The following is a 21971-nucleotide window of genomic DNA, read 5'->3' on the forward strand; positions in this document are numbered from 1 at the left end:
CGCCCTGTGCGGGGGTTAAGGCACGGGCATGAAACACGCCCTCCCCCTCCTGGCCCTTGGCCTTGCCACCCTTTCCTTCCCCGCCAGCGCCCAGACCGACCCGGCGAAAACCGATCCGGCCAAGCTGGAACAGTCGGTCCGCACCATGGCGTCCGACCTGTTTGAGGGTCGCGCGCCCGGCACCGTGGGAGAGGAACGGACGATCGGCTATCTCGTCGCCCGCTTCGAGCAACTGGGGCTGGAGCCGGGCGGTCCGGACGGCCAGTGGGTGCAGACCGTGCCGCTGCTCCATACCCGCCTTGGCCAATCGGAAAGCCTGTCGGTCGCGCAAAATGGCACCGCCACCCCCTGGACCTTCGGCAAGCAGGTTTATCTCTCGACTCTCCAGCCCAAGGACAAGGTTGCCGTTGCCAACGCACCGATGGTCTTCGTCGGCTATGGCGTCTCCGCCCCGGAACGCGGCTGGGACGATTTCAAGGGCGTGGACCTCAAGGGCAAGATCGCCGTCTTCCTGATCAACGACCCGGATTTTGAAGCCGCAAAGGGCGAAGACCCGTTCGGCAAGTTCGGCGGCAAGACCATGACCTATTATGGCCGCTGGACCTACAAGTTCGAGGAAGCCGCCCGCCACGGCGCGATCGGCGCGCTGATCGTCCATGACACGCCGGGCGCCGGCTATGGCTGGAATGTGGTCGTCAGCCCCGGCGGCGAGAATTACGACCTTGTCCGCCCCGCCGACAAGCTGACCAGCCTGCAGGTGCAGGGCTGGGTCGAAGGCGAAGCGGCCAAGGCCCTCTTCGCCGGTGCCGGTCAGGATCTGGCCGCCCTGCGCAAACAGGCCCGCTCCGCCAAGTTCAAGCCGGTCGAACTCAAGGGCGCGACCTTCTCGGCCGCCTTCCCGGTCACCCAGGAAGTGGTGAAGAGCGCGAACGTCCTCGCCCGTATCCCCGGCGCCAAGCGGCCGGACGAAACGGTCATGTATGGCGCCCATTGGGACGCCTATGGCAAGGGCGCGCCCGACGCACAGGGCCGCATCTATCGCGCCGGCGCCAATGACGATGCGCTCGGCATGGCCGGCCTGTTCGAAATCGCCCGCACCTTCAAGGCCGGCCCCGCCCCCGACCGCTCGATCGTCTTCGCCGCCTGGACGGCGGAGGAACGCGGCCTGCTGGGTTCGGAATTTTATGCCCAGAGCCCGGTCTATCCGCTCGACAAGACGGTCGCCAACCTCACCATCGACGTGCTCCAGACTGCGGGCAAGGCCAAGGACGTGATCCTGATCGGCAAGGGCCAGAATGTCCTTGAGGACGACCTTGCCAAGTTCGCCGCGAGCCAAGGCCGCGTCATCACCCAGGAAAGCCTGCCCGAACGCGGCCTCTTCTACCGCGCCGACCATTTCTCCATGGCCAAGCGCGGCGTGCCCGTGCTGCTGATGATGGGCCTCGCCGGCGCATCCGACATGGTCGATGGCGGCCGCGCCGCCGGCCAGGCCTGGATCGATGCCTATACCGGCAAATGCTATCATCAGGCCTGCGACGCGGTCGACGACAGCTGGAAACTGGACGGCGCCGCGCAGGATGTCGACCTGATGTATGACATCGGCCGCGACCTCGCCTTCTCGGCCCGCTGGCCCGAATGGAAAACCGGCTCCGAATTCAAGGCCATCCGCGACAAGAGCGCGGCGGTCCGGAAGTAATCCCCTTCTACTCCCCTCCCTTTTAAGGGAGGGGCCGGGGGTGGGTGGCGAGCGTAGCGAGCCTCCTTCGGAGGCACCCACCCCTTAATCCCCTCCCTGAAAGGGAGGGGAGATACTTATGCAGCACTCAACCGATACAGGCCCGCCCCATGCGGCGGCAGCGTCACCGATATCCGGTCCGCCTGCTGCCCCAGGGCCTGCCCGGCCCACAGGTCGCGCACCGCCACCGGAGCGTTCAGCCCCAGATCGCGCAGCCTGATCCAGACCTCGCGCGGCTTGTCGCTGACGTTGAACAAGGCGACATAACGGTCCGCGCTCCCTTCCGCCTTCGCCGACCAGATGCGCCCGCCATCCTCGATATAATGAGGCTGATTGTCGTAACTCGCCTGATTGACCGCGATCACCTCTTTGTTGGTCAGCAGCGCCAGCGTCGCCGCATCCAGATGCCGCAGATCGCCGCCCATGATCAGCGGCGACCGCGCGATCGCCCACAGGGTCATCAGCGTCCGCTGCTCGTCCGGGGTGAAGCGGGTGTCGCGTTCGCCCAGCGCCAGCCGTCCCAGCGGCAGCATGTCCGCATCCGGCCATGATCCCGGCCCGCGATAGGGCGTCCAATTCTCCAGCCGGGTGAACTGCGCCTCCAGCATCGCCCAGTCATCCCAGAAATCGTCGGAGATGCGCCACATCTGCGCATATTTGCGGACATGATCGCCCCGGACCACCGGCGTCTCGCCGGGCGAGAGGCTCAGGATGATCGGGCGCCCGGTCGCAACGATGGCCTTGTGCGCTGCCTCGATCTCCGCCGCATGGGCATCATAGGGCCGGCTCATATCGTCCATCTTGACGAAATCGACGCCCCAGTCGGCATAGAGGCGGAAAATGCTGTCATAATAGGCCTGCGCGCCCGGCCGCGTCATGTCGACGCCATACATGTCCGGGTTCCAGCTACAGATGCTCTTCCTGTCGGCAATGTCCGCCGCGCGATATTTCGTCCCCAATATCGGCAGATTCTGTTCCACCGCCGCGCGCGGGATGCCGCGCATCACATGGATGCCGAATTTCATGCCCAGCGCATGCACATCCTTGGCAAGCTGGGTGAAGCCCTTGCCGCCGGCGCTGGAGGGGAAGCGATTGAGTGCCGGGATCATCCGGCCATAGCCGTCCATCGCCGGCCTGGGCTTGGCGTTATAGGTATAGCTCGACGCCTCGGGCTCATACCACTGAATGTCCACGGTGAAGATGTCATAGCCAAAGGGCAGCAGCTTTTCCGCCATGATCCCGGCGGTTTCGCGCGCCTGCGCCTCGGTAATGGTGGTGGCAAAGCTGTTCCAGCTATTCCATCCCATCGGCGGACGCGGCGCCAGCACCGCTTTCCCCGCTTCCGCCGGTGCTGCCCCCGCCCGCACTGCGCCAGCAGCCGCAAGCCCCGCCACACCACCCGCGAGCATATCGCGGCGGCTGGCCTTCCATGTCATCCTCATCATTTGTCGGAGTTAATAGGAAGTCAGAGCCGAAATCAACATCCGTTCGTTTCGAGCATGTCGAGACATCCGGCTCCAAGCCGCCTGGACAAGTGCGCCACCCATCAAAAGACCAAGATGAGCGGCTAGCGGACACTCCCCTATTTCGTCACCCCAGCGAAGGCTGGGGTGTGGACTCACGTTTGAAGTGCAACATGTGACTGACATTGAGAGAATGCCTCGGCGGGCGTTTTGAAGTCGAGGCATTTCCTGGGCGTATGGTTATATTGGTGGGCGGCAGCGAGAATGCTTGCCTGATCGATGGCGTCGAGGTTGGTTTTGCGCGGCAGGAAGCGGCGCAGTCGCCCGATGGCATTTTCGATGCCACCTTTCTGTCAGGGTGACCTGACGTCGCAAAAATAGGTCTGGATGCCGATCCGGTCAGCCAGTTGGTGATGCTGGGCGAACTCTGGGCCATTGTCGAAGGTGATGGTGCGGCGCATGGCTTGGGGCATGGCCATGAGCATGCAGGCAAGATGCTGCGCTGTCGTCTGGGCCTTTCGATCACGGAGCCGCTGGATGATCGTGAACCGCGAACTGCACTCATGGGCGACCAGGATGGACTGGCCACATTGGGCAAAGAGCATGAAGTCGGCTTCCCAATGCCCTGGCCTTTGCCGGTCCTGAACCTCTGCAGGGCGCTCACTCAAAGGGCGCCGATGCTTGATGATATCGACCATGCTGCCACCGAAACGGCCAGGACGGCCGCGCTTGTGCTTGGCCCGCGGCAACAGGCGATGCCAGTAATCCTTCTGTGCAGAGCGGTGATAGATGAAGCGGTAGATTGACTCTGGACTGATGAGGGTGCGACCATTTTCCAGCGTCAACCGGCCGGCGATCTGTTTGGGAGACCATCCCATCGCAAGGCCGTCTCTCACCCGGTCGCGCAGGTCTGGTTGGCGTTCCAGCTTAAAGCGGCAATCCCATCGTCGTCGGCGCTCGGCGAGATGATGGGCGCGCACTGGCTCGTAGCCGCCAGGCCAGGCCTTCGTCCTGACGCTGTTGCGCCGCAGTTCGCGACTGATCGTGGACGCTGAACGCCCCAGACCCGTCGCTATACTTCTTCGAGATTTACCGGCTGCATGCAGCCGGTAAATCTCGATCCGTGTTGATTTCCGCTGAGAAGTGACCCGGGTAGGGCGTAAATTTCCACTGAGAATTGACCCATGTTGAACTCGTCCCTGGCTTTGACAAGCGAGGGTATATGGAGTGTTGGACATGGCGTTATTGAGCGTTATCCGGCGCTGGCATTTTCGCGATCATCTACCGATCCGGGAGATAGCGCGGCGCACCGGACTATCACGCAACACGATCCGCAAATATTTGCGGTCCGAGACGATCGATCCGCGGTTCAAGGTGCCGGATCGACCAAGCAAACTGGACCCATTTGCTGAGCATCTGGCGGCCTGGCTGCGGCGCGAGATGGGCCGATCGCGCAAGCAGAAGCGCACGATCAAGCAGTTTCACGCCGATCTGGTGAGCCTGGGTTATGAAGGATCCTACAATCGGGTTGCCGCTTTTGCTCGCGACTGGCGCGAAGATTATCGGCGCCAGCAACAGATTGGCGGGCGTGGGACATTCGTGCCCCTGTCGTTCGCGCCGGGGAAGCTTTCCAGTTTGATTGGAGTGAGGACTGGGCAATCATTGCCGGGGTTCGGACCAAGCTGCAGGTTGCGCATTTCAAGCTCAGTTACAGCCGGGCATTCATCGTGCGCGCCTACCTTCTGCAAACCCATGAGATGCTGTTCGACGCCCATAATCACGCCTTCCGCGTGCTGGGCGGCGTGCCGCGCCGGGGTATCTATGACAATATGCGCACGGCCGTCGACAAGGTCGGGCGTGGCAAGGAACGCACCGTCAACGCACGCTTCCTGACGATGGTCAGCCACTATCTGTTCGAAGCTGAGTTCTGTAACCCGGCTGCGGGATGGGAAAAGGGGCAGGTCGAGAAGAATGTCCAGGATGCGCGGCACCGTCTGTGGCAACCCACGCCGCAGGCTGAGAGCCTTGATGCGCTGAACCTGTGGCTGGAGGAGCGCTGCAAGGCGTTATGGGAGGACATCCCTCACGGGATCGAACCCGGATCGGTTGCCAATGCCCGGGCCGATGAATCTGAGTGTCTGATGGTTGCGGGCAGGCCCTTCGATGGTTTTGTGGAATATCGCAAACGGGTATCGCCGACCTGCCTCATCCACTTTGAGCGCAATCGCTACAGCGTACCGGCCTCTTTCGCCAATCGCACTGTCAGCCTGCGCGTCTATCCTGATCGCTTTCAGGTCGTCGCCGAGGGGCAGCCAATCTGCGCACATCAGCGCATCATCAACCGCTCTCACGACGGTCCAGGTCATACGGTTTATGACTGGCGCCATTATCTGGCGGTCGTGCAGCGCAAACCCGTCGCCCTGCGCAACGGAGCGCCCTTCCTTGAGCTACCCGATGCGTTCCAGCGTCTGCAGCGACATCTGTTGCGCAATCCCGGCGGCGACAGGGAAATGGTCGAAATACTGGCGCTGGTTCTTCATCATGATGAGCAACTGGTGCTGACGGCGGTCACCATGGCGCTGGAGGCTGGCGTTCCGACCAAGACCCATATCCTCAATCTGCTCTATAGGCTGGTCGACGGAAAACCGATCTCCACGCCGCCGGTGACGGCGCCCCAGGCGCTCAAGCTGGTCAGCGAGCCGATGGCCAATGTCGAACGCTATGATGATCTGCGCAAGGAGAAGCGTCATGCGTCATGACCCTGCCAGCGGCGCCATCGTCGTCATGCTCCGCAGCCTCAAGATGCATGGCATGGCACAGGCCGTCACCGATCTTATGGAACAGGGATCTCCAGCGTTCGAAGCCGCCATCCCGATCCTCTCCCAGTTGCTCAAAGCCGAGACAGCAGAACGGGAGGTTCGATCTGTGGCCTATCAGCTCAAGATCGCGCGCTTCCCTGTCTATCGCGATCTGGCCGGCTTCGACTTTACCAGTAGCGAGGTCAATGAAGCTCTGGTGCGTCAGTTGCATCGCTGCGACTTCATCGACATCGCCGACAATATCGTGCTGGTCGACGGTCCTGGCACCGGCAAGAGCCATGTGGCAACGGCGCTGGGCATCCAGGCCATCGAACATCATCGAAAGCGCGTCCGCTTCTTCTCGACGGTCGAACTGGTCAATGCGCTCGAGCAGGAAAAAGCACAGGGCAAGGCCGGTCAGATCGCCAATCGCCTCCTGCACTCCGATCTCGTTATCCTGGATGAGCTTGGATATCTGCCGTTCAGTGCTTCAGGTGGCGCGCTGCTCTTCCATCTGCTGAGCAAACTCTACGAGCGCACCAGCGTCATCATCACCACAAACCTGAGCTTCAGCGAATGGGCCACCGTGTTCGGCGACGCCAAAATGACCACGGCGCTTCTCGATCGGCTTACCCATCACTGCCATATCCTGGAGACCGGCAACGATAGCTTCCGCTTCAAAAACAGCTCTGCCAAGCAGGCCAGAACCCAAAGGAGAAAACCACGAGTTGACCCACCCATGACACCCGAAACATAATCCGCAGACGGGTCACTTCTCGATGGAAAACCCGGGTCACTTCTCAGCGGAAATCAACAATTCTATGCTCATTACAGCATTTATCCACCTCAATCCATCTTGCGGAAACTTTTCCTATTTTTATCGTGTTGGAAGTCGCGAAGCTGTCGATATCAAAAGCGGATACTGATCCGTCCAACTTAATGGAACGTGTTTCAGTTGGCTGCCCCCATTCATCATTCCCTTCTGTGCCAGTTTTATTCATGCCCCCGCCCCCCAGAGAGACGTTATCACCGCGGTAAAAAATATGTCACGCTATCGAAATGAAATCTAGGGCAGTGTTTTACGCCCGTGCGATGGCTCATCTATAGCGCTGCTAGCATTGATTTCTCGTGGAAGGATGGGTCTGAAGCTTAACGGGCCATTATAAAGCGAGAGAGCCTTTCTGCGTTATGGTCGATGTATTTGGAGCCCTAAGCTACAGCTGGCGAAGCGCTTCGCTGGGGCTCGATCGTATCCACCGATCTAGCTGATGCCACTTCGACGGTCCAAAGCAGCAATATGGCCACAGGAGGCATCCTTGGACAACCTAGCGCGCAGGCCGCTACATGTCTGCTACTGGTAGCTTCGAGACCATCCTCCCCTTGCACGGGAGGAATTTACCGCCGCTCTTGGTCGTCAGCCGTCAAAGCGCGACGCCGACATTGCGCCTATTCCCCGCGCCACCCCGCCCCTATCCGCAAGCCCCCTTTCTCCCTATCTACTCCTCATGCACCGCCTGTTCGTCGCCATTCGTCCGCACGCCACGATCCGCAGCCAGCTTCTGGCCCAGATGGCCGGCGTTCCCGGCGCGCGTTGGCAGGATGATGGCCAGTTGCACCTGACCCTGCGTTTTATCGGGGAAGTGGATCGCCATCGGGCGGATGATATCGCCTATGCGCTCGCCGGCATCCGCTTCCAGCCATTCGCCATCGCGCTCGCCGGCACAGGCTATTTCGACCGGCGCGGCGTGGTCGACACCTTATGGGCCGGGGTGCAGCCGCGCGATCCGCTCGCCCATCTTCATGCCAAAGTGGATCGCGCCTGCACATCGGCCGGCATCGCGCCCGAAGCCCGTGCCTATCTGCCGCACATCACGCTCGCCCGCTTCAGCCGGCACGGCGGCAATGTCGCGCCCTTCCTGGCGCTGCACGCCGGCCTTGCATCACCCACCTTCACCGTGGACGAATTCAGCCTTTATGAAAGCCGGCTCGGCCATGCCGGCTCCAGCTATCATGTGGTCGAAACCTATCGCGCGGACGGTCATCCCGGCGTCCGCGACGATTGACGCGGACGCCGGGACAATCAGGCATCAGCCGACGCTCAGCACGCCACAGGCAACGCGGCCGCCGGCATTACCGGTCGGGTCGCTCTTGTAGTCGTCGGCCTGGGCATGGATCACGATGGCCGCGCCATCGGCATCCAGCAGCGGCGTCGCGCCGTCGCTGATCGTGCCGCCCGGCACCACATATTCGATCTCGCCGCTGCCGTCGGGCTTGGCCTGCATGTTGGGCATGTCGCCCATATGCATGCCCTGCGGATTATCCTTGCCATGCTGATGGCTGGTCGGGTTCCAATGCCCCCCAGCGCTGGTGAAGTCCGGCCCCGTGCAGATGCCGGTGGTGTGGATATGCACCGCGTGGATGCCCGGTGTCAGCCCCTGCGCCTTGACCACGACATGCAAACCATCGCCCGCCTGGGTCACGACGGCGGTGCCGCGCGCGCTGCCATCGCCAGCGGCGAGCTTGGCCTTGGCGGTCAGCGCGGCGGGCGCGCTCTGGCTGGTCGCGGCACAGGCCGTCACGGCAGCGAGCAAAGGCAGGGCAAGGAACAGGGCGGCGGTCTTCATGGCAAACTCCCGATCACGGAAACAACTGCGCGAACGCGGCAGACGCGTCTTTGTTGCCGATCCGATCCGGTTTGTCATGCCCTTCTGCATATCGTTCGCAATAAAAGCAGGGAGATAGCATGGCATCCATGCTGACGCCCCTCCTTCACCGCCCCAAAGAGCCGTCCGGAGGCAATAGCCTGAGATCGCGATGTGTCATATGTCAGGCCGAAGCCCGGTAGCAATCCAGATCGCAGCGTTATCGGTTCGCCCCGGCAAATAGCTGGCCGGTCATGAGCGCAGACATGATCAACCGCCCATGCGCCGATCGTCTACGCTGCCCAGCACATGACATGCCGGACAGATATCCATTCCCCCCGGATCGCAACAGACTCCAACGCACGACAGGTCAGCGCCCGACAAGCCAGTGCGCGCAACGCAGGACAAGAAAAAGGGGCCGATCTTGCGACCGGCCCCTCTTCATATTCCATCCCGAAGGACGGAAATTTCTTACTGACCCGAACCCGGACCGTAGCTGATTTCCACGCGACGGTTCTGGACTTCGCGAACGCCGTCCGCGGTGTCGACGCGCGGCTTCGATTCACCGAAGGCCTGGGTGGTCATCACGCCGTCAGGGATACCCTTCGAGGCGAGATAGGCCTTGGCGGCGTCAGCGCGACGCTGCGACAGACCGACGTTGTACGAGGCTGCGCCCGAACGGTCAGCGTGACCGGCCAGCATGACCTGGGCGTTGCCGCAAGCGCTGTAGGCCGAAACCGCGTTGTCCAGAATGGTGGCGGCGTCAGGCGTGATGTCCGACTTGTCCCATTCGAAGAAGACAATGTACGGCCCAGGCGAGCATTCCGGCGCCGGCGGGGGCGGCGGGGGCGGCGGCGGGGGCGGCGGGGGCGGCGGAGGCGGCGGGGGCGGCGGAGCAGGCTCAGCCGGAGCGCCGAAGTTGTAGGTCAGGCCGAGCAGCAGGCTGTGCGTACGCAGCTTGGTGCTGGCTTCCGAACCGGCGGGGCCACCGATGGTGGTGTAGGCCGGGATCAGCTTGATGTCGTCCTGGTTGAAGAAACGATACTTCAGCGAGACGTCGACATTGTTGGTGACCGGGTAACGCACGCCGGCGATCGCCTGCCAGGCGAAACCGGTGTCGCTGTCGTTCACCAGGTCGTTGGCCAGCTTGCCACGCGACACGCCGACACCGCCGCCGACGAAGCCCTGCAGGCCGTCATCGGGACCAAAGTCGAGCAGGCCGTTCAGCATGAACGAGAGGGCCGAGGCCGCACCGCCGAAGCCGCTATCGTCGAGGTCGACCTTGGCGCGCTTGTAGGCAGCTTCGGCTTCGAGGCGGAAGCCGCCGAAGTCGTAGCCGATATTGGCGTCGAAATCATAACCCTTATGGTAGTCAGCCGCCACGGTGTTGCTGGCTACGGTACCGTTACCGGGGGTGAAGGTGATGTCCTGATCTTCAACGATCATTACGCCGGCGTCGACGCCGACATACCAGCTGTTGTCGCGCGCCAAGGCCGGGGTGGCCAGGGCACTGGTCGCAAGCGCAGCCGCGAGGGCAAGCTTCCGCATTTGAATTCCCCTTTCAAAAGTGTCACGAAGGACTGCTGAAACCATGTATCGGCAAGAAGGTTTCATGGCAAGTCCACAATTCGTGAAACCGTTGCAAAAATAACGCAGTAGGGACATCCCCGAGGCTCGCCTCCAAGCTAATACCTACCCCTCTCCATGAAAAGATCGCCGATACTCCAGAATTACATGGAGATCAGGCCATGCCCCTGCAAAGCCGCCAATATCGCGGCAATTGCGCCACGACTCTCGCTATCGACGGTCGTTCCACCGGTTGGCCCGGTGATCGCGGGCTGGCGCGCGCCGACGATTTGCTGGCCGGCGACATAAAATCCTTCGCTGCGCACCGCATCATCCCGCCATGCCGTACCGTCATGCACCATGGCATGGCCGCGATCCGCCACCGCCAGCCGCAATCCGGCCTTCGGCGCAACGAAGCGCCAGCCCGCCCGGCTCCGCCAGGTCCAGCCGATCCGCCATCCGCCTGCCCCGTCCGGCGCCCCCTCCAGATGCATCGGCGCCGGCGGCACCAGCGCCGTGCCGCTGATCGTGATTTCTGCCGTCGCCGGCTCCACGTCCCCGATGCTGATCGCCAGCAGCCGCATCGCTGCGCCGATGTCCCCCTCCATCCCCGCCAGCGGATCAACCAGCCGGTCCGCCTCGATCAGCAGGAAGCGCGTGCCGGCCGCCTGCCCCGCCATCGCCCATTCGGTGCCGCGCAGCCCGCGCCGCAGCGCCTCCAGCCGACAACTGGCCGCCCCGGTCCGCACCGCCCGGCCGAACTGGATCAGTTCCTGCCCCACCAGGCACAGATTGCGCCCCTGCGCCAAGGCCGCGCTGTCCGCGCTCGCCAATTCCAGATCCTCGGCCAGCAATGTCGCCGACAGGCTGTTCACCAATCGAGCAGCAACGTGCTGCCCGGCGGCAAGCCGGCGTCGATCCGCCCCATCACCGCGCGCGGCGCCGTCCGCCCGATCGGCTCGGCGGTCCCACCCGTATCCAGCACATAGAGCGCCGCGCTGCGCCAGCCCATAGGCCTCGACCAGCGGCGCGATCGCCTCGGACAGGTCCGCCCCGGTCGCGGCAAAGCCCTCGACTTGGCTCTCCGCCACGCACCCCATCTGCCCTTCACTCAGCGCGCCAGCGATCGAATTGATCGTCACCGCGCCCGCATCCGCCTCCACCTCGAACGTCAGCGATGGAATGCGATTGCCATAATCGGACAGCAGCAGATTCTCGAAAACCACATAAGCGATGCCGCGATGCGCCGGCGTCATGCCCCGCCCTTGCGCCGACGCGATCAGCGCATCGCCGCCAGCACAGCGCGCAGTTCCGCCGGGGTGGCGCGCCAGAACTCGTCCGGCCGCCCCCCCCAGCAGCCAGCCGGCGATCCCCGCCAGCCGCCCAGCCCCCTGCGCGAAGCGCATCACTTCGCCTTCCGCAAAGCGCGTCATCGCCCCGCCAATATCTGTTGCAATATCGCCTTGAGCACCGGCGTCGCCCGCGCGAGGCCCGCCGCCAGCAGCGCCTCGCCCAGCGCCTCCCGGCTCAGCCCCTCGCGCTCGACCAGGCAATGCCAGAACAGCCCGACCAGTTCGGCCAGCGTCAGCTTCCCGTCCGCCGCTCGCTCGACCAGCGCGAACAACGGCCCCAGTTCCTCCTCCGCCGCCACCAAAGCGGCAAAGCTCGGCCGCAGCGCCAGCGTCTCGCCGCCCAGGTCCAGCGCCGCCTCCCCCCGCACGGGGTTCACTGCCCCGCCGCTCATTCGCTCACCACCGCGCCGCTGCTTTCCAGGCTCAGCGCATAGTTGCGCTCGCCATTATAGTCGCCGGCATAGTCGAGCCGCGTCACCAGGAAGCGGCCGCGCATCCGCTCGCCGCTTTCGAAACTCAGCTCATAATCTTCGATCGTGCCGGCCAGCGCATGGTTTCGCACCCGGATTTCGGCCGCCGATCCGGTGAAGATGCCGGCCGCCGACACGCTGACCGATCGCACCCCCGCGCCCGACAGCAGCTCGCGCCAGCCGCCCGAATCCTTGCTGGTGATGTTGACCGCCTCGCCATTCACCGACAGCTGCGTGGTGCGCATCCCGGCCACCGTCTCATATGTTGCCGGGACGTTGCCATTTCCCACCTTCAACAGAAACGCACTTCCTTTTTCGACGCCCATGGCGCATTCTCCCGTCAGACAAAGCGTTCTAAAACGCGGATTAAAGGAGAGGTCTGATGCTCGTGGTTGCTCCCCTTGTGATGATGCTCGCGGCCGCGCCGTCGGCCGACGCCATCGGCGCCGCCCGCAAGGCTTTTGCCGGCTGCCTCTCGGCCCAGGTCCAGCCCTCGCTCGACAAGAAGGTGTCGCTCGGCGAATTTCAGGGTCGGCTCAAAAAGACCTGCGCCGACAAGGAAGCCGCCTTCCGCGCCGCGATCCTTGCGCAGGACAAGGCCGACGGCATGTCGGACAAGGATGCGCAGGCCGATGCCGACGATCAGGTGTCCGAATATGTCGACAAGATCATCGGCGAATATGAGGACTATAATAAGCCCGGCACCTGATCAGGTGCCGACAGCCTCGTGCACCACGCGCATACGGTAATCCGCCACCGCCAGCCACCCGCCTTCGCCGCGCGCGCCCGTCCGGGCGATCCGCGACCGCAACAGGCTGGTGGTGACGATCCGCCAGCCGCTCGCCTGCGCCGTCCGGATGACCGGGTCGATCCGCGCCAGCAGCTCGCCCAGCCGCCCGGCCGTCTCCGCCATGTCATGCAGGCTGATCGACAGGCGCAGCTCGCGTCCCTCGACATCCTTGGCGCCCCAGTCGCTGCCCAGGCATTCGCCGACCACGCCATAGGGGGCGCTCGCCCGCGCCGGCACGCCGTCGAACAGGCCGTTCAACCGATCCATCAGGCCGCTGTCGGCCTTCAGCGCCGCGATCACCGCGCTGCGTATCGCCACCTCTGCGCTCATGCCCTGCTCCTTCCCGCCTCGCGCAGGCTGAGGTCCGCCATCCAGCGCGCCTTCAGCCCCGGCGCTGACGCCCGCACCGCCTCACCCTCAATCGTCGCCGCCACGCCCTGCGCGTCCAGCGCATCGACAATCGCCGCCCGCCGCCGCGCCGCCCGTTCCTCCATCCGCCGCGTCAGCGTCATCCGCATGACATCGCCCGTCACGAGAGGCGCATCCTGCGCCACGGCCGCCACAGCGCGCTCACGACGGCCGGTGGGGCAGCCCCCTCGTCACCGCGCGCGACGAAATGCTCCGCCGCCAGCCGCATGATCCCCTGGCGCAGCGGCTCGGCGACGCCATTCAGGTCCGTCGCCATCCCCGCCTGATAGTCCACCGCCAGCCGGTTCCCCGGCCGCACCGCCCGCACCCAGCCATCGCCCGACGCATCGATGTCGATCGCATAGGCCTCGACCGGCAGCGGCGTGACTGCCCCCGCATCGTCCACCGCCGCAACCATGGTGATCGCCACCACCGGCCGCGCCGCCAGCCTGTGCCAGCGCCCGTCCGCCGGCACCGTCTCGCGCGCGCCCCGCCGGATCAGCCACTGGCCGACAAATTGCTCGCACAGCGTGCCCGCGCTCCGCAACAATCCCGCCAGTACCGCATCCTCGCCATCGCTCTCGATCCGCAGATAGGCTTTCAGCTCCGCCATCGACGCCGCCAGCTCCGCGTCGCTCTCCGTTTCCGTCAGCATCTGCGCCCTCCCCCCAAACAACAGCCCTCAAATGCAAAATGGGGGAAGGCACACGCCCTCCCCCTCCCACCCGTTACGAGGCGGCGACCTTCATCAACTTGATCGCCTCGCTGTTCGCCACCGCGCCGCCGATCCGCTTGACCGCGTAGAAATGGACGAACGGCTTGTTGCTGAACGGATCGCGCAGGATGCTGGTGTCGCTGCGTTCGGCGATGACATAGCCGGCCTGGAAATTGCCGAAGGCGATCGACAGGCTGTTCGCGGCGATATCGGGCATGTCCTCCGCCTCGACCACCGGATAGCCGAGCAAAGTCGCGGGCTGCCCGGCCGCCAGTCCCGGCTGCCAGATGAAGGCGCCATCGCTGGTCTTCATCTTGCGGATCGCCGCCAGCGTCGCGCTGTTCATCACGAAGCTCGCGCCCTGGCGATAGGGCGCGCGCAGGCTCTGGACCAGGTCGATCAGCCTGTCCTGCGGGTTGCTGCCCGCAAAGGCCCCAGCCGCCCCCGACGCCACATATTGCAGCGATCCGAAGGCGCGCACGCTGTCCGCCTCGCTGGTGGTGGTATAGGTCAGGAAGCCCTTGGGCTTGTTCGTCCCATTGCCGTTGACGAAGGCCGCCCCCTCCGCCACCGCGAACTCGCGGGCAATCTCGCCCGCCAGCCAGCCCTCGACATCGAATTGCGCGTCGTCCAGCATCGCCTGGCTCGCCGCCGGATTGGCGTAAAGCTCGCCCGATGGCGGCGCGATCTCGTTGAAGCTCGGCGTGCCCGTCTCGGCCCGCGCCCCGGTTTCGCTCGCCCAGCCCGACACGATGCCGCCGGCCGTCACCAGCTTGCGATAGCCCGCCGTCCCGGTCCGCACGACGTTGGCGATGCCGCGGATCGGCGAAATCGCCTTCAGCGTAGACCCGATCAGCTGGTCGATCTCGCGCGGCACCGCATAGCCGCCCGCCGCCCCGCTGGCGCCGGAAAAGCTCTTCAGCTCGACGCCCGCTTCCAGTCCCTGCCGCAGATAGCGCTCGACAAAGGCGCCGCGCGCCGGGTCGACCTCGCCGCCCTTCACCCCATCGAGCGCCGGCCGCCCCATCTGCACCCGCATCGCCCCCAGTTGCGCCTCCAGCGCCGCGATCCGCTCGCCCTGCGCCACCGCCTCGAAAGCGCCCTCCAGCCCGTCCGTCACCACTTCCGTCATAACCATCTCCCGCTTGCCAAAACGAAAAAGGGCGGCCCCGATTGGGACCGCCCGCCTTTTCCTTCTCCCATTGTGGAAGAAGGATATGAAGCCTCAGCAGCAGCGCTGCCTAAGCGAAGTTGGATGAGGGGAAGACACTTCCCCTGAATGATGAAACGCTCTTGCAAAAGCGCCTAATCCGAATCTCAAGGCGCCATGCAATTTTTCAGTTTTATTCAAGGCGAATTTGCAAAGACCCTGAATGCTTCCACATATCATCAGCGTCTAGCTGCACCCCGGAAAACATGTGCTTCACATATCAGGCAGCTACCGGGGTCTTCCGGCGCTTATCCTTGTTATCCATCATGGTAACGACCACAATAGCCGAACCATCGCTTTGTAGCTTTGCGTGGACCTCTCCACCTTGCGCCTCATAAAGGCGGCGGATTCCTCCAACGGCCTTCGGGGAAACCTTGGTGAAAAATTTCTTGCTCATATCTCTAATCCTTCAATTTCGATGAAGGCTCGTTCGCGGTCCTTAGCATGATCCGGGCTGGTTACGAAATCCTCTATATCCAACGTCTGACCGAAATTTTGGTTGATCCAGCGGGAAATTTTTTCCCACCCATCTTCGGTGCCAATGAACGCGAATATAGCTTCGATTCGTTGAATGTCGGCTGACTCATAATGATCGGTAGACTCATCGACCTCATCGGGATCAAGAACCATGACCTGGGAATTAGGCGTCAATTCGAACAATGGTGTCTTTACATGATCGGTTTTGAACCTCTCGATTAAGATATTCAGCATCCTTCTTATTGAAATTCTAAACCTAAAAACCAGGAACACTGTCACTGCCGGCCAAGCCATATGGCCTAAAATGTCAGCCCAAGTCTGCGTTGGCGCAGGAATCGTCCAAAGAATTTCGGCGATCCATTTCACGATATAGGGCGCATGTGGTTGGCTCATAAAAAATCATTATGCGCTTACGCAGCCGTCTGCCAATAGTGATCCGATAGCGGTCGTTAAATTCGCTTCCCATTTCATCTCGCCGACATCAAACACTCAACCTTTGCTCCACCCCGATCACCCGCGCCAGCGGCTGCATCGGGTGCGTGACCAGACTCACCTCCACCAGTTCCAGCGCCAGCAATTCGCGCGGCCCCGCGCCCCGCGCCGCCTTCACGCGGTAACCAAAGCTCAGCCCATCGACCGCCCCGCTCGCCAGCATCGCCGCCGCCTCGCGCCCGGCCGCGCTTGCCCGCGACACGCGGCCGATCACCCGCAGGCCGCGTTTGTCCTCGCGTGCCATCTCGATCCGGCCGATCGGCGCGCCGGGTCGATGCTGCCACAGCAAGGGGACATGCGCCGCCGTCACCGCGCCGAACGCGCCCGGCCGCACCACATCGCCGCCCCGGTCCACCCGGTCGAAGATCGCGGCATAGCCGGCAAAGCGCAGCGGGCCGGCTTCCCCCCGCCCGCTCATCCCTTCACCAGCCCGATCAACCCCATCTTCACCGCCATCCCCAGCAGGATCAGCGCCATCACGATCCGCACCGCCCAGCCGATCGCCGCCCCGCGTGCCGCCTTCTTCGCGTCGCGCCAGGCGCGCAGCAGTTCGCGCAATTCCCGCATGTCGGCCTCGGCCCGCCGGTCCTCCAGCCCCAGCCGCGCCAGCGCCCGCCCGGCGCCCAGCTCGCTCGCCTCCTCGATCAGCGCCCGGATCATCACCATGTCCCCCCGCCCCGGCAGCCCCGCGCCCTCGGCCTGCGCCACCAGCCGCGCCAGCATCTCCTCTTTCATGGCCCCACCTTCCCTTGGGCGCCGCGCGCCCCTATCTGGGCCCGCATGAAGCGCACCCCTCGCAAATTGCTGATCGCCCTCGTCATCCTCGCACTCGGCCTCATCGCCTGGCATTTCGGCCTGTTCCGCGCCGGCGACTGCCTGTTGCAGGGCGGCAGCTGGAACATGGACAACGGCTTCTGCCGTCTCGACAGGCTTGCGCAGCCGATATGAGGCGCGCGCTGCTCGGCGCGCTGCTGGTCCTGATCGCCGCCGCCCTCTGCCTCTGGCAAAGCGACTGGCTCGCCCAGGATCGCTGCCTCGACAGCGGCCGCCGCTGGACCCCACAGGGCAGTTGCCAGCGCTAGAAGAAAGACAAACAGGGTTCACGCGGAGCCGCGAAGAGGCAGAGAAGAGAAAAGGCCGCCGCAGGCGGCAGCACAAAAATCTCCGCGCCTCCGCGCGAACCTCAAATCCCCAGCATCGCCTTCTTCTCCTCGGGCGTCAGGAAATCCGCCCCCGCCACCCGCTCCCACAGCGCCGCGCGCTCGTCCGACAGCGCCGGCACCGCGTCCAGATCCGGCGCCAGGCTCAGCCCCGGCCACCAGCCCTGCAATCCCTGCGCCAGCCCCGCGCCGATCTTCCCCACCAAAGGCAGGATCGTCTGCCGCCACAGCGCCTTGTTCGCCTCGCGATAATTGGCGTACGCATTGTCGCCCGGCAGCCCCATCAGCATCGGCGGCACGCCAAAGGCCAGCGCGATCTCGCGCGCCGCCGCCGCCTTCAATCCGACAAAGTCCATCTCGGCCGGCGACAGGCTCATCGCCCGCCAGTCAAGCCCGCCCTCCAGCAGCATCGGCCGCCCGGCATTGGCCGCGCCGCTGAACGCCGCCTCCATCTCGCGCCGCACCCGCTCAAACTGGTCCGGGCTCAGCACAGATCCGTCGCCCGGCGCATAGACCATCGCGCCCGAAGGCCGCGCCGCATTGTCGAGCAGCGCCTTGTTCCACACCGTGGCGGCATTGTGGATCGCCACCGCCCCCGCCGCCGCGCCGACACAGCCCAGGCCATAATGATCGTCGAGCGGATGGAGCGCGCGGATATGGAGCAGGCTGGTCCGCCCGGCGCCATCCTCGGGCGACAGCCGGGTCACGCTCTCCCCCACCCGATAGAGATAGGCCGCCGGCCAGCCGCGCGCATCCGCCTCCACGCTGACCCGCTCGGGCCGCAGCGCGAACAGCTCGGCCGGCATCCCGTCCGCGCCCGCAATCACCTGGACATAGCCATTGCCGTGCAGCAGCACATGGCTCGCCAGCGTCTCAATGAGACCCTGCCCCGCCGACGCCCGCGCCACCAGCGCGCCGACCCGCGCCGCCGTGCCAGCATCCATCCCGCCGACCTTCAGTACGCATGCCCCCGCCCCTTCGGACACCAGCCGCATCGCCCGCTGCGCCACCGGATTGCCGATCACCCCGGCACGCAACTGCGCCTCATAGCTGGCGGGCCATTCCCCCAACGCGACCGCGCCCGATCCCCAGGCCCGCGCCAGCACCGGCCGCTCCCGCCCCTCCTGTCCGGCTTCTCCCGCCGCCGCCTTCATCCCGAACCATTTCATCGGAGCATCCCCATAAACAGAAATCCTCGCCCCTTTGGGGAGAGGATAGTGGAGGTTGGCGGCGCCCAGCCGCCTACCGGAACTTGGAGAGGGACAGGTGATCCGTCCAAAATATTGCCACCCTGTTTCCAGCGCCGCCCCACCCTGCTAATCAGTCGCAATATCCAAGCCAGAGACCTGCCCCTATGACCGCCCCCTCGCCCCTCCTGTCCCAGACCGCCGACCAGATGCGCGCGCAGCTCGCCACCTCGCCGGAAGCCGCTGCCGCGCTGATCCGCGCCGGTGCCGACGCCGGCCTGCCCGATGCCCAGGCCTATTATGGCCAGTTGCTGCTCGACGGTCAGGGCGTCGCCGCCGACCCGGCCGAAGCCTTTCGCCAGTTCGGCCTCGCCGCCGCGTCGGGCCATGTCATGGCGATCAACATGGTCGGCCGCTGCCATGAAAAGGGCTGGGGCACGCCGGTCGATCCGGCCGCCGCCGCCGTCTGCTATCGCCGCGCAGCCGAAGCGGGCCTCGACTGGGGCATGTATAACTGGGGCAGTGCGCTCGGCCTCGGCGCCGGCGTGGCCCAGGATGAACTGGCGGCGCTCGGCTGGTTCCAGAAGGCCGCTGCCCTCGGCCATGCCAAGTCGATCAATTTCCTCGGCGCCTTTCATGAGGAAGGCCGCCTCCTCCCCCGCGACCTGCCCCGCGCCGGCGAATGCTATCGCATCGCGGCGGAGGGCGGCGATTTTCGCGGCCAGTTCAACCATGGCCGGCTGCTGGCCGACGCCGGCGACATCGCTGCCGCCACCCACTGGATGCAGACCGCCGCGACCAGCGCCACCCCCGCCTTCCGCACCATGATGCGCGACCATCTTACCGCCTCGCCCCACGCCGCCCTGCGCGCGCTCGCCGCCAGCCTCTGACGTCGCCCACGAAAAAGGGCGCGGAAATCCGCGCCCCTATCGTCCGGCCTCAGGCCCGGATCATCTGTTCCGCCGCAGCACCTCGTCGCAGCGGGAATTGGTGCCCGATCCCTTGCCGATCAACCGGCCCGCCGCCGCGCCACCGGCACCGGCCAGCACCGTCTCGCCCACGCCGCCGCCAGCGATGATGCTCGCACCCGCGCCCACGCCCGCGCCGATCGCGGTGCCCTTGTCGCGGCCCTTCTTGCCCTGGAGCAGGCAATAGCGCACATCGTCGCGATCGCGCGGATTGGCCCGCGCCACCCGCGCCCGGTCCTTGCTGTTCAGGCTCGCCGCCAGCACCGGGGTTGCCACCATCGTAACAGCGGCCACCGCCGCGATCATCCTGACCATCTTCATGTCCGTCACTCCTGATCGGTGCGAAACGAAGCAGGAGAGCGCCTTGTTCCGGCGCCCATCCTCCTTGTTCACAGCCCCATATAGGGGCCGTCACGGATCGCCGCCTATTGCGGTTAATCCCTATCCGGGCGCCATCAATCGATGCGCGAGATGAAGTCGGCGGCCGGGCGGCGCACCTTCTTCAGATTGACCAGCCAGTCGCCCTCGTCCGCGCGATAGCCCAGCGGCATCATCACCACCGATCGCAGCCCGCGCGCCCGCAGATCCAGTATCTCGTCGAGCGCAGCCGGGTCGAAGCCCTCCATCGGCGTCGCGTCCACCTCTTCAAAGGCGGCGGCGGTCAGCGCGATGCCCAGGCCGACATAGGCCTGGCGCGCGGCATGCTCGAAATTGGTCTGCGCGTCGCGCTGCGGATAGGTGTTGAGCAGCATCTGGCGATAGGCTTCCCAGCCCTCGTTGCGGAAACCGCGCTCGTCATTGACCAGGTCGAACATGCCGTTGATCCGGTCGGCGGTATAATTGTCCCAGGCGGCAAAGACGACCAGATGCGACGCGTCGGTCACCTGCGCCTGGTCCCAGGCGATCGCCCGGATCTTGGCGCGGATATCCTTGTTGGTGACGACGATCACCTCGAACTGCTGCAACCCGCTCGACGTCGGCGCCAGCCGCACCGCCTCCAGGATGCGCTCCACCTTGTCCTCGGCCACCACCTTATCCGGGTTCATCTTCTTGGTGGCATAACGCCAGTTCAGACGGTCGATCAGCATGAGAAATCCTTATATTGCAACGGCGCCAGCCTAAGCCCGCCCCATGACGCTCCGATGTAGCGCCCACCGCCCCAGGAATAAAGGTCTCACATTGAAACCAAATATTGCCCCACCCATCCATGGCCTTTAGCCGGCAAGCCCCCTTATCCTCCCTCTTCGTCATCCCGGACCCTTCGGCAGGCTCAGGACAGGCTTGATCCGGGATCCATTCAGCGCTCGCGCTCGGGCATAGCGCGGAATGGATCCTAATATTCGTCAGGATGACGCCGGAGGGATTGGCTGGTTTCGACCATTTTTTGCCGGTCGATAGGCTTCAACGCATTCCTGATAGCGGACATCAAGCGATAAGGCTAAAACGGCGGAAGGAGAATACCCCTACTATGCTGGAGAAATCGCTGCACAATCACACATGCAGACTGTTACCTCTGCTCGGGCTGATTTTTCTTTCATCCTGCGCTCAATCAGGATTGCCTTGCGCCAATGAAGTACGGTTACGAGCGCTAACCGAGGACGAACTTGAGAGGATGATCGTCGGATCAATTCAATTCAGCGCGACAAGGCCTGATAAGCAAGATCCTCTAGATGGGCAGATATTTACGGACGACTATATCTATCAAAGCAATTTTGGCGAGTTTCGGGTAAAAGAGAAATATTCCATATCAAAAAATAATATTATCATCCATTTTCAGAAAAATGAAGAAGTTATAACATACGCAAAAGACGAAAATGGAAATATATTCTCAGCGTCAAATGGCGGAATTTACCCATTGAAATTCACGAAAGTTCTACTGAAAAAAATTTCAGACCAGAAGCTTTAAAAGGATAAACAGAGAAATAATCCTCGGTTGCGCAGGGAAACGGGAATCGAAGATTTGCAGAAGGTCGATCATGTGGTCATAAAGCCGCGATGCTAAAATACAGCCGCTATGTGTCCTTGGTGTTGATCGCGCTGATCATTACATCTGGATTGATAATGGCAAGGCTCTATCCACTGGCGAATGCTACTGCCATCCAGCCGGGCGATGAGCCTGTCGTGAGCAACGCTCTGAACGACGCTCAAAAACTATTCCGCTCGGAAGCCATCAATAAAGCTTCCAGATTGCCCGTGGTCATACGGATGTCTGATCGCACATGCGTTGAGTTGCGCCCATATTCGAAGGCTCCTGCTGGCACCTACTTGGCTTGCTACGATAATCGCAACGGTCGCTTGATCGAGGAAAAGGCAACAGGCGGTTATTGAACGTCCGAAAGCGACGAAAAATTGCGAAAACCGGACATTCCGCAACCCACCCATTCCCGCCCTTGCTTCTTTCTCCTCTGCGCTCTTTGCGGCTCCGCGCGAATAATGAATCACGCGAAGCCGCGAAGAGCGCAGTAGCCACCCAACTCCGTCACCCCAGCGAAGGCTGGGGTCTCAGGCGGTGACAGAAGGAGGCCAACTGCCTCGCGC

At 63.7% G+C, this 21971-nt stretch carries 27 protein-coding genes and 3 pseudogenes; 10 read left to right on the plus strand and 20 right to left on the minus strand.

The genetic code is table 11. The features are described 5' to 3' along the window. Positions 1 to 28: 28 nt before the first annotated feature. On the plus strand, positions 29 to 1696 hold the full coding sequence (locus ACI6S0_RS11265) for a M28 family metallopeptidase (protein WP_434405849.1): 1668 nt from the start codon (positions 29 to 31) through the stop codon (positions 1694 to 1696). Between the two features lie 116 nt (positions 1697 to 1812). Here ACI6S0_RS11265 and ACI6S0_RS11270 read toward each other — a convergent pair whose 3' ends face one another. Both ACI6S0_RS11270 and ACI6S0_RS11275 read right to left on the minus strand, forming a co-directional pair. Further along, on the minus strand, positions 1813 to 3171 hold the full coding sequence (locus ACI6S0_RS11270; protein ID WP_434405850.1) for a glycoside hydrolase family 27 protein: 1359 nt from the start codon (positions 3169 to 3171) through the stop codon (positions 1813 to 1815). 182 nt (positions 3172 to 3353) lie between these two features. Next, positions 3354 to 4376 (minus strand): annotated as a pseudogene (locus ACI6S0_RS11275) (IS30 family transposase). Between the two features lie 58 nt (positions 4377 to 4434). On the opposite strand from ACI6S0_RS11275, the pseudogene istA reads away from it, so the two are divergent. Together istA and istB are read left to right on the plus strand one after the other, a co-directional pair. Beyond that, positions 4435 to 5957, plus strand: a pseudogene (gene istA / locus ACI6S0_RS11280) (IS21 family transposase). Further along, entirely contained in the window at positions 5947 to 6753 is an 807-nt protein-coding gene (istB, locus tag ACI6S0_RS11285) for an IS21-like element helper ATPase IstB (protein ID WP_434403989.1), read from the plus strand. The pseudogene istA and the gene istB overlap by 11 nt, the downstream one beginning before the upstream one ends. A gap of 43 nt (positions 6754 to 6796) precedes the next feature. Here the strand turns inward: istB and ACI6S0_RS11290 are convergent, their stop codons facing one another. Further along, on the minus strand, positions 6797 to 6997 hold the full coding sequence (locus ACI6S0_RS11290; RefSeq protein ID WP_434405851.1) for a hypothetical protein: 201 nt from the start codon (positions 6995 to 6997) through the stop codon (positions 6797 to 6799). Positions 6998 to 7501: 504 nt separating this feature from the next. Between ACI6S0_RS11290 and thpR the strand changes: the two genes are divergently transcribed. After that, positions 7502 to 8059: an RNA 2',3'-cyclic phosphodiesterase gene (gene thpR, locus ACI6S0_RS11295; protein WP_434405852.1), complete on the plus strand. Its 558-nt coding sequence runs from the start codon at positions 7502 to 7504 to the stop codon at positions 8057 to 8059. Positions 8060 to 8083: 24 nt separating this feature from the next. On the opposite strand, the gene ACI6S0_RS11300 is transcribed toward thpR, so the two are convergent. From ACI6S0_RS11300 to ACI6S0_RS11325, 6 genes and pseudogenes are all read right to left on the minus strand, one after another. Then, entirely contained in the window at positions 8084 to 8620 is a 537-nt protein-coding gene (locus tag ACI6S0_RS11300; protein WP_434405853.1) for a superoxide dismutase family protein, read from the minus strand. 489 nt (positions 8621 to 9109) lie between these two features. After that, positions 9110 to 10186, minus strand: coding sequence for an OmpA family protein (locus ACI6S0_RS11305; protein ID WP_010338218.1), 1077 nt, complete (start codon positions 10184 to 10186; stop codon positions 9110 to 9112). Between the two features lie 182 nt (positions 10187 to 10368). Further along, positions 10369 to 11460: a phage tail baseplate protein gene (locus tag ACI6S0_RS11310; RefSeq protein WP_434405854.1), complete on the minus strand. Its 1092-nt coding sequence runs from the start codon at positions 11458 to 11460 to the stop codon at positions 10369 to 10371. 26 nt (positions 11461 to 11486) lie between these two features. Next, positions 11487 to 11613 (minus strand): annotated as a pseudogene (locus tag ACI6S0_RS11315) (phage tail assembly chaperone); the annotation flags it as partial. A 20-nt stretch (positions 11614 to 11633) separates the two neighbouring features. Next, a complete protein-coding gene (locus tag ACI6S0_RS11320; RefSeq protein ID WP_004207801.1) occupies positions 11634 to 11948 on the minus strand; it encodes a GTA-gp10 family protein in 315 nt (104 codons plus the stop codon). Then, positions 11945 to 12352, minus strand: coding sequence for a phage tail tube protein (locus tag ACI6S0_RS11325; RefSeq protein WP_004207802.1), 408 nt, complete (start codon positions 12350 to 12352; stop codon positions 11945 to 11947). The genes ACI6S0_RS11320 and ACI6S0_RS11325 overlap by 4 nt, the downstream gene beginning before the upstream one ends. Before the next feature lie 56 nt (positions 12353 to 12408). On the opposite strand from ACI6S0_RS11325, the gene ACI6S0_RS11330 reads away from it, so the two are divergent. Next, positions 12409 to 12735, plus strand: coding sequence for a hypothetical protein (locus tag ACI6S0_RS11330; RefSeq protein WP_434405855.1), 327 nt, complete (start codon positions 12409 to 12411; stop codon positions 12733 to 12735). On the opposite strand, the gene gp17 is transcribed toward ACI6S0_RS11330, so the two are convergent. The 8 genes from gp17 to ACI6S0_RS11370 form a co-directional block, all read right to left on the minus strand. Beyond that, a complete protein-coding gene (gene gp17, locus ACI6S0_RS11335) occupies positions 12736 to 13146 on the minus strand; it encodes a tail completion protein gp17 (protein WP_434405856.1) in 411 nt (136 codons plus the stop codon). Continuing rightward, entirely contained in the window at positions 13143 to 13349 is a 207-nt protein-coding gene (locus tag ACI6S0_RS11340; protein WP_434405857.1) for a hypothetical protein, read from the minus strand. The genes gp17 and ACI6S0_RS11340 overlap by 4 nt, the downstream gene beginning before the upstream one ends. Beyond that, positions 13346 to 13879 carry a head-tail connector protein gene (locus ACI6S0_RS11345; RefSeq protein WP_434405858.1) on the minus strand — a complete coding sequence of 178 codons (534 nt, stop codon included), beginning with the start codon at positions 13877 to 13879 and terminating at the stop codon, positions 13346 to 13348. Before ACI6S0_RS11345 ends, ACI6S0_RS11340 begins: the two co-directional genes overlap by 4 nt. A 73-nt stretch (positions 13880 to 13952) precedes the next feature. Continuing rightward, on the minus strand, positions 13953 to 15071 hold the full coding sequence (locus ACI6S0_RS11350) for a phage major capsid protein (protein ID WP_434405859.1): 1119 nt from the start codon (positions 15069 to 15071) through the stop codon (positions 13953 to 13955). 298 nt (positions 15072 to 15369) lie between these two features. Next, entirely contained in the window at positions 15370 to 15546 is a 177-nt protein-coding gene (locus ACI6S0_RS11355) for a hypothetical protein (RefSeq protein ID WP_164522533.1), read from the minus strand. Then, complete coding sequence (locus tag ACI6S0_RS11360) at positions 15543 to 16019, minus strand: hypothetical protein (RefSeq protein WP_214867913.1); 477 nt, start codon at positions 16017 to 16019, stop codon at positions 15543 to 15545. The genes ACI6S0_RS11355 and ACI6S0_RS11360 overlap by 4 nt, the downstream gene beginning before the upstream one ends. Before the next feature lie 88 nt (positions 16020 to 16107). After that, a complete protein-coding gene (locus ACI6S0_RS11365; protein WP_434405860.1) occupies positions 16108 to 16536 on the minus strand; it encodes an HK97 family phage prohead protease in 429 nt (142 codons plus the stop codon). Beyond that, positions 16533 to 16853 carry a DUF6127 family protein gene (locus ACI6S0_RS11370; RefSeq protein WP_434405861.1) on the minus strand — a complete coding sequence of 107 codons (321 nt, stop codon included), beginning with the start codon at positions 16851 to 16853 and terminating at the stop codon, positions 16533 to 16535. Before ACI6S0_RS11370 ends, ACI6S0_RS11365 begins: the two co-directional genes overlap by 4 nt. Positions 16854 to 16898: 45 nt before the next feature. Here ACI6S0_RS11370 and ACI6S0_RS11375 point away from each other — a divergent pair, with 45 nt between their 5' ends. Next, complete coding sequence (locus tag ACI6S0_RS11375; protein WP_434405862.1) at positions 16899 to 17066, plus strand: hypothetical protein; 168 nt, start codon at positions 16899 to 16901, stop codon at positions 17064 to 17066. Then, positions 17063 to 17200: a hypothetical protein gene (locus ACI6S0_RS11380; protein WP_434405863.1), complete on the plus strand. Its 138-nt coding sequence runs from the start codon at positions 17063 to 17065 to the stop codon at positions 17198 to 17200. The genes ACI6S0_RS11375 and ACI6S0_RS11380 overlap by 4 nt, the downstream gene beginning before the upstream one ends. Positions 17201 to 17301: 101 nt before the next feature. Here the strand turns inward: ACI6S0_RS11380 and ACI6S0_RS11385 are convergent, their stop codons facing one another. Continuing rightward, positions 17302 to 18447, minus strand: a complete 1146-nt coding sequence (locus ACI6S0_RS11385) for a phage portal protein (RefSeq protein ID WP_434405864.1) — start codon at positions 18445 to 18447, stop codon at positions 17302 to 17304. A gap of 185 nt (positions 18448 to 18632) precedes the next feature. Between ACI6S0_RS11385 and ACI6S0_RS11390 the strand changes: the two genes are divergently transcribed. After that, the gene (locus tag ACI6S0_RS11390) at positions 18633 to 19355 is read left to right on the plus strand and encodes a tetratricopeptide repeat protein (RefSeq protein WP_434405865.1); all 723 of its coding nucleotides are present in this window, start codon (positions 18633 to 18635) and stop codon (positions 19353 to 19355) included. A 60-nt stretch (positions 19356 to 19415) separates the two neighbouring features. Here the strand turns inward: ACI6S0_RS11390 and ACI6S0_RS11395 are convergent, their stop codons facing one another. Together ACI6S0_RS11395 and ACI6S0_RS11400 are read right to left on the minus strand one after the other, a co-directional pair. Beyond that, positions 19416 to 19754: a hypothetical protein gene (locus tag ACI6S0_RS11395; protein WP_434405866.1), complete on the minus strand. Its 339-nt coding sequence runs from the start codon at positions 19752 to 19754 to the stop codon at positions 19416 to 19418. 134 nt (positions 19755 to 19888) lie between these two features. Then, the gene (locus ACI6S0_RS11400; protein WP_004207819.1) at positions 19889 to 20521 is read right to left on the minus strand and encodes an NAD(P)H-dependent oxidoreductase; all 633 of its coding nucleotides are present in this window, start codon (positions 20519 to 20521) and stop codon (positions 19889 to 19891) included. Positions 20522 to 20781: 260 nt separating this feature from the next. On the opposite strand from ACI6S0_RS11400, the gene ACI6S0_RS11405 reads away from it, so the two are divergent. Both ACI6S0_RS11405 and ACI6S0_RS11410 read left to right on the plus strand, forming a co-directional pair. Further along, positions 20782 to 21339: a hypothetical protein gene (locus ACI6S0_RS11405; RefSeq protein ID WP_434405867.1), complete on the plus strand. Its 558-nt coding sequence runs from the start codon at positions 20782 to 20784 to the stop codon at positions 21337 to 21339. Between the two features lie 89 nt (positions 21340 to 21428). After that, entirely contained in the window at positions 21429 to 21761 is a 333-nt protein-coding gene (locus tag ACI6S0_RS11410; RefSeq protein WP_434405868.1) for a hypothetical protein, read from the plus strand. The last annotated feature ends 210 nt before the right edge of the window (positions 21762 to 21971 follow it).

Origin of the sequence: Sphingobium sp. DN12, from assembly GCF_051058005.1 — a bacterium.
GTDB classification, from domain to species: domain Bacteria; phylum Pseudomonadota; class Alphaproteobacteria; order Sphingomonadales; family Sphingomonadaceae; genus Sphingobium; species Sphingobium yanoikuyae.

Excerpts from the sequence above, each read along its gene's own strand:
- ACI6S0_RS11300 (WP_434405853.1), bottom strand. The coding sequence starts at position 8,620 with ATGAAGACCGCCGCCCTGTTCCTTGCCCTGCCTTTGCTCGCTGCCGTG.
- ACI6S0_RS11410 (WP_434405868.1), top strand. The coding sequence starts at position 21,429 with ATGCTAAAATACAGCCGCTATGTGTCCTTGGTGTTGATCGCGCTGATC.
- ACI6S0_RS11325 (WP_004207802.1), bottom strand. The coding sequence starts at position 12,352 with ATGGGCGTCGAAAAAGGAAGTGCGTTTCTGTTGAAGGTGGGAAATGGC.
- ACI6S0_RS11405 (WP_434405867.1), top strand. The coding sequence starts at position 20,782 with ATGACGCCGGAGGGATTGGCTGGTTTCGACCATTTTTTGCCGGTCGAT.
- ACI6S0_RS11345 (WP_434405858.1), bottom strand. The coding sequence starts at position 13,879 with ATGCTGACGGAAACGGAGAGCGACGCGGAGCTGGCGGCGTCGATGGCG.
- ACI6S0_RS11365 (WP_434405860.1), bottom strand. The coding sequence starts at position 16,536 with ATGAGCGGGCGGGGGGAAGCCGGCCCGCTGCGCTTTGCCGGCTATGCC.
- ACI6S0_RS11350 (WP_434405859.1), bottom strand. The coding sequence starts at position 15,071 with ATGACGGAAGTGGTGACGGACGGGCTGGAGGGCGCTTTCGAGGCGGTG.
- ACI6S0_RS11380 (WP_434405863.1), top strand. The coding sequence starts at position 17,063 with ATGAGGCGCGCGCTGCTCGGCGCGCTGCTGGTCCTGATCGCCGCCGCC.
- ACI6S0_RS11400 (WP_004207819.1), bottom strand. The coding sequence starts at position 20,521 with ATGCTGATCGACCGTCTGAACTGGCGTTATGCCACCAAGAAGATGAAC.
- ACI6S0_RS11305 (WP_010338218.1), bottom strand. The coding sequence starts at position 10,186 with ATGCGGAAGCTTGCCCTCGCGGCTGCGCTTGCGACCAGTGCCCTGGCC.
- istB (WP_434403989.1), top strand. The coding sequence starts at position 5,947 with ATGCGTCATGACCCTGCCAGCGGCGCCATCGTCGTCATGCTCCGCAGC.
- ACI6S0_RS11330 (WP_434405855.1), top strand. The coding sequence starts at position 12,409 with ATGCTCGTGGTTGCTCCCCTTGTGATGATGCTCGCGGCCGCGCCGTCG.
- ACI6S0_RS11370 (WP_434405861.1), bottom strand. The coding sequence starts at position 16,853 with ATGAAAGAGGAGATGCTGGCGCGGCTGGTGGCGCAGGCCGAGGGCGCG.
- gp17 (WP_434405856.1), bottom strand. The coding sequence starts at position 13,146 with ATGAGCGCAGAGGTGGCGATACGCAGCGCGGTGATCGCGGCGCTGAAG.
- ACI6S0_RS11290 (WP_434405851.1), bottom strand. The coding sequence starts at position 6,997 with ATGAATAAAACTGGCACAGAAGGGAATGATGAATGGGGGCAGCCAACT.
- ACI6S0_RS11385 (WP_434405864.1), bottom strand. The coding sequence starts at position 18,447 with ATGAAATGGTTCGGGATGAAGGCGGCGGCGGGAGAAGCCGGACAGGAG.
- ACI6S0_RS11390 (WP_434405865.1), top strand. The coding sequence starts at position 18,633 with ATGACCGCCCCCTCGCCCCTCCTGTCCCAGACCGCCGACCAGATGCGC.
- ACI6S0_RS11320 (WP_004207801.1), bottom strand. The coding sequence starts at position 11,948 with ATGAGCGGCGGGGCAGTGAACCCCGTGCGGGGGGAGGCGGCGCTGGAC.
- ACI6S0_RS11355 (WP_164522533.1), bottom strand. The coding sequence starts at position 15,546 with ATGAGCAAGAAATTTTTCACCAAGGTTTCCCCGAAGGCCGTTGGAGGA.
- ACI6S0_RS11395 (WP_434405866.1), bottom strand. The coding sequence starts at position 19,754 with ATGAAGATGGTCAGGATGATCGCGGCGGTGGCCGCTGTTACGATGGTG.
- ACI6S0_RS11270 (WP_434405850.1), bottom strand. The coding sequence starts at position 3,171 with ATGACATGGAAGGCCAGCCGCCGCGATATGCTCGCGGGTGGTGTGGCG.
- ACI6S0_RS11310 (WP_434405854.1), bottom strand. The coding sequence starts at position 11,460 with ATGACGCCGGCGCATCGCGGCATCGCTTATGTGGTTTTCGAGAATCTG.
- ACI6S0_RS11265 (WP_434405849.1), top strand. The coding sequence starts at position 29 with ATGAAACACGCCCTCCCCCTCCTGGCCCTTGGCCTTGCCACCCTTTCC.
- ACI6S0_RS11375 (WP_434405862.1), top strand. The coding sequence starts at position 16,899 with ATGAAGCGCACCCCTCGCAAATTGCTGATCGCCCTCGTCATCCTCGCA.
- ACI6S0_RS11360 (WP_214867913.1), bottom strand. The coding sequence starts at position 16,019 with ATGAGCCAACCACATGCGCCCTATATCGTGAAATGGATCGCCGAAATT.
- thpR (WP_434405852.1), top strand. The coding sequence starts at position 7,502 with ATGCACCGCCTGTTCGTCGCCATTCGTCCGCACGCCACGATCCGCAGC.